The following is a 3238-nucleotide window of genomic DNA, read 5'->3' on the forward strand; positions in this document are numbered from 1 at the left end:
AGCCTGCGCCGCAACCACAGCCATCAGCTCCGCCAGAACAACCCGCACCTCCGACAGCGCAGCAGGCACCCTCCGAGGCGCCCACGCCGGCGAATCCCCCGGCACCACACCCACAAAGCCCCGGCCCCCCCCCACCCCCCCCCCCCCCGCCGGCCGGGCCCCGGCGCGCGCGGCCGCCCCCCCCCCCCCCCCCCCGGGGGGGGGGGCGCGCCGGCCCCCCCCCCCCCCGCCGCGGTGGGCGAATTTGCTGGCCGGCTAGCGCCAGGCCGGCATGGTGACAACCTGTGCGGCGTAGGAGAGTCCGGCGCCGAAGGCGATCAGCAGCGCGGTGTCGCCCGGCTTCGACTCGCCCTTGCGTAGGAGTGCCTCCATCGCGAGCGGGATCGATGCTGCGGAAGTGTTGCCGGATTCCTCGATGTCGTTGGCCAGCGCGCAGTCCTCCGGCAGCTTCAGCACCCTGGCCATGATCTCGATGATCCGGCCGTTGGCCTGGTGCGGGACCATCGCGTCCAGGTCGTCGGTGGTCAGCCCGGCCTTGTCGATGGCCTCGCGGCACACCTTCTCCAGCGAGTGCGCGGCCCAGCGGAACACCGCCGTGCCCTCCATCGCGAGATAGGGGCGCACCGCGTCGGTGCCCTTCTCCTCGATCTCGGTGAAGAACTCCATCCAGTCTTTGCTCTGCCGGATGGCGTGGTGCTGGGTGCCGTCCGAACCCCACACCGTCGGGCCGATGCCCTGCTCCTCGGCCGGGCCGACGATCACCGCGCCCGCGCCGTCGGCGAACAGGAACGCCGTGGAGCGGTCGGTGAAGTCGACGGTGTCGGTGAGCTTCTCGACACCGATCACGAGCACGTTCTTCGACGTGCCGGCCCGCACCAGATCCGAGGCCATGCCGAGGGCATGACAGAACCCGGCGCAGCCTGCCGAGACGTCGAACGCGGCGGCGCCGGTCATGCCGAGGTCGGTGGCGATCTGCGGTCCGATGGCAGGGGTGAGCAGCAGATGGGTCGACGTCGCCACGATGACGCAGTCGACCTGATCGGCGGCGACGCCCGCCGAGGCCAACGCGCCCTCGGCGGCGGCGACGCTCATGCTCTTGACAGTCTCCTCGGCCGAGGCGAACCGGCGGGTGTTGATGCCGGATCTGGTGCGGATCCACTCGTCGCTCGAGTTGATCGGCCCCGCCACCTCGTCGTTCGTGACCACCCGGGCGGGGCGGTAGACGCCCAAACCGAGAATCGCGGTGTGCTCAGCCCCAGTCGTCTGGGCGATTCGAGCAGCCATTGTGCGTCTCCTATGTACCTGTCAACCTGCGGTCGCACCGCTGGGTGTACCTGAAGCATCGAAATCTGTCGCTCATCGCCCATGACCCCCGTATGGACAACATGTGAACGGGCAGACATGAGGCTTCCTCATATTAGCGCGTCCGGCGAGCGAATTCGTGGCTTCGGTCACATCGGCCGCACACCGCCCATCGGTGGCTGACGGGGCGCTCGGCGTAAGGTGTGAACGCTTGTGTTGTCGTCACCCCACGAAAGAGGGAGCCCGTGGCCCGCCGCCCCACTCCGCCCGGCACGCCCGAAACCACCGGCGTCGGCCATGTCGTCGACCTGGTCCGGGCCGCTGTCCCACCACTGCATCCCGCCGGACTGCCGTTCGTCGCGGTCCCGCTGGCGGTCGCGGTCGTCGGCGGCCGGAACAAGTGGGTCCGCCGGGCCGGTCTCGGCGCCGCCGCGGCCTGCGCGGCCTTCTTCCGGCATCCGCATCGGGTGCCGCCGAACCGGCCGGGCATCGTCGTCGCGCCCGCCGACGGTGAGGTCGCCCTCGTCGACACCGCGGTGCCGCCCGCCGAGCTCGGCCTCGGCGATCAGCCGCTGCCGCGCGTGAGCATCTTCCTCTCGGTCCTCGATGTGCACGTGCAGCGCGTCCCGGTGTCCGGCACCGTGCGCGAGGTGCAGCACCAGCCGGGCAAGTTCCTCTCGGCCGACCTGCCCGAGGCCAGCGACGCCAACGAGCGCAACAGCATGGTCATCGACACCGCCGACGGCAAGCAGGTCGTCGTGGTGCAGATCGCCGGCCTGCTGGCCCGCCGCATCGTCTGCGACGCCCGCGCCGGTGACGTGCTCACCATCGGTGACACCTACGGCCTGATCCGTTTCGGCTCCCGCGTCGACACCTACTTCCCGGTCGGCACCGAACTGCTCGTCGCCCCGGGTCAGCGCACGATCGGCGCCGAAACCGTGCTGGCTGTGCTGGGATGATCGAACAGGCCGCCCGCCGCAAGCGCCCACGCTCGGTGCGGTTGCTGCCGAGTGTCGTCACCATCCTGGCTCTGTGCGCCGGCCTGTCCGCGGTGAAGTTCGGGCTCGACGGCGAGCTGGAGGTGGCGCTGGCCATGGTTGGCGCCGCCGCCGTGCTCGACACCCTCGACGGCCGCCTGGCCCGCATGCTCGACGCCACCAGCAAGATGGGCGCCGAACTGGACTCGCTCTCCGACGCGATCTCCTTCGGCGTCGCGCCGGCGCTGGTCCTCTACGTCACCCTGCTCGACGGTTACAGCGCCGGGTGGATCGTGGCGCTGCTGTTCGCGGTGAGTCTGGTGCTGCGCCTGGCCAGGTTCAACACCCTGCTGGACGACGACTCCCGCCCGAACTGGGCGCGTGAGTACTTCACCGGCGTGCCCGCGCCTGCCGGTGCGCTCATCGCGCTGGTCCCGATCGCACTCCAGGTGCAGTTCGGTAACGGGTGGTGGACCGGCTTCACCTTCGTGGCCGCGTGGACGATCTTCGCCGCCCTGCTGTGCGTGAGCACCATCCCCACCCTGGCGATGAAGTCGGTGTCGGTCGCGCCGCAGGCGGCGGCCGGACTGCTGGTGCTGGTCGCCCTGGCGGCGGCCCTGCTGGTGACCTACCCGATCGTCCTGCTGCTGATCCTGGTCGGCCTCTACCTCGTGCACATCCCGTTCGCCTGGCGCTCGGCCCGCTGGGTCGCGGCCCGACCGGAGACCTGGCAGCACAAGCCGTCCGAGCGCCGTGCGCAGCGGCGGGCCCAGCGCAAGATGCCGCAGATCCGCCGCCCGGCCATCCGCGGTTCGGCCCGGCTGCGGCTGCGTCGCCCGCGCGACTGAGTTTATGGCGGCTGGCGCCGCGGGGTTTTGGCCCAGTGGCCCCGCCCCCCCCCGGGGGGGTACAGCCCCGGGCGCGGGGGGGAAGCCCCCCCGGGGGGGGGGGGCGGGACA

Annotated in this window: 3 protein-coding genes; 2 read left to right on the plus strand and 1 reads right to left on the minus strand. The window is 71.5% G+C overall.

Going from position 1 to position 3238, the window contains the following annotated elements; translation table 11 throughout:
- Positions 1–255: 255 nt before the first annotated feature.
- Positions 256–1284, minus strand: a complete 1029-nt coding sequence (locus QH270_RS14735) for a beta-ketoacyl-ACP synthase III (protein WP_280342174.1) — start codon at positions 1282–1284, stop codon at positions 256–258.
- A 263-nt stretch (positions 1285–1547) separates the two neighbouring features.
- Here QH270_RS14735 and QH270_RS14740 point away from each other — a divergent pair, with 263 nt between their 5' ends.
- Positions 1548–2261, plus strand: a complete 714-nt coding sequence (locus tag QH270_RS14740; protein WP_280342177.1) for a phosphatidylserine decarboxylase — start codon at positions 1548–1550, stop codon at positions 2259–2261.
- Positions 2258–3127 (plus strand): CDP-alcohol phosphatidyltransferase family protein, encoded by an 870-nt coding sequence (locus QH270_RS14745; protein WP_280342179.1) that lies wholly within the window; start codon positions 2258–2260, stop codon positions 3125–3127. The genes QH270_RS14740 and QH270_RS14745 overlap by 4 nt, the downstream gene beginning before the upstream one ends.
- Positions 3128–3238 lie beyond the last annotated feature (111 nt).

It is taken from the genome of Nocardia neocaledoniensis, assembly GCF_029868625.1.
GTDB classification, from domain to species: Bacteria; Actinomycetota; Actinomycetes; order Mycobacteriales; family Mycobacteriaceae; genus Nocardia; species Nocardia neocaledoniensis_A.

Coding starts and splice junctions, on each gene's coding strand:
- QH270_RS14745 (WP_280342179.1), top strand. CDS start 2,258: ATGATCGAACAGGCCGCCCGCCGCAAGCGCCCACGCTCGGTGCGGTTG.
- QH270_RS14735 (WP_280342174.1), bottom strand. CDS start 1,284: ATGGCTGCTCGAATCGCCCAGACGACTGGGGCTGAGCACACCGCGATT.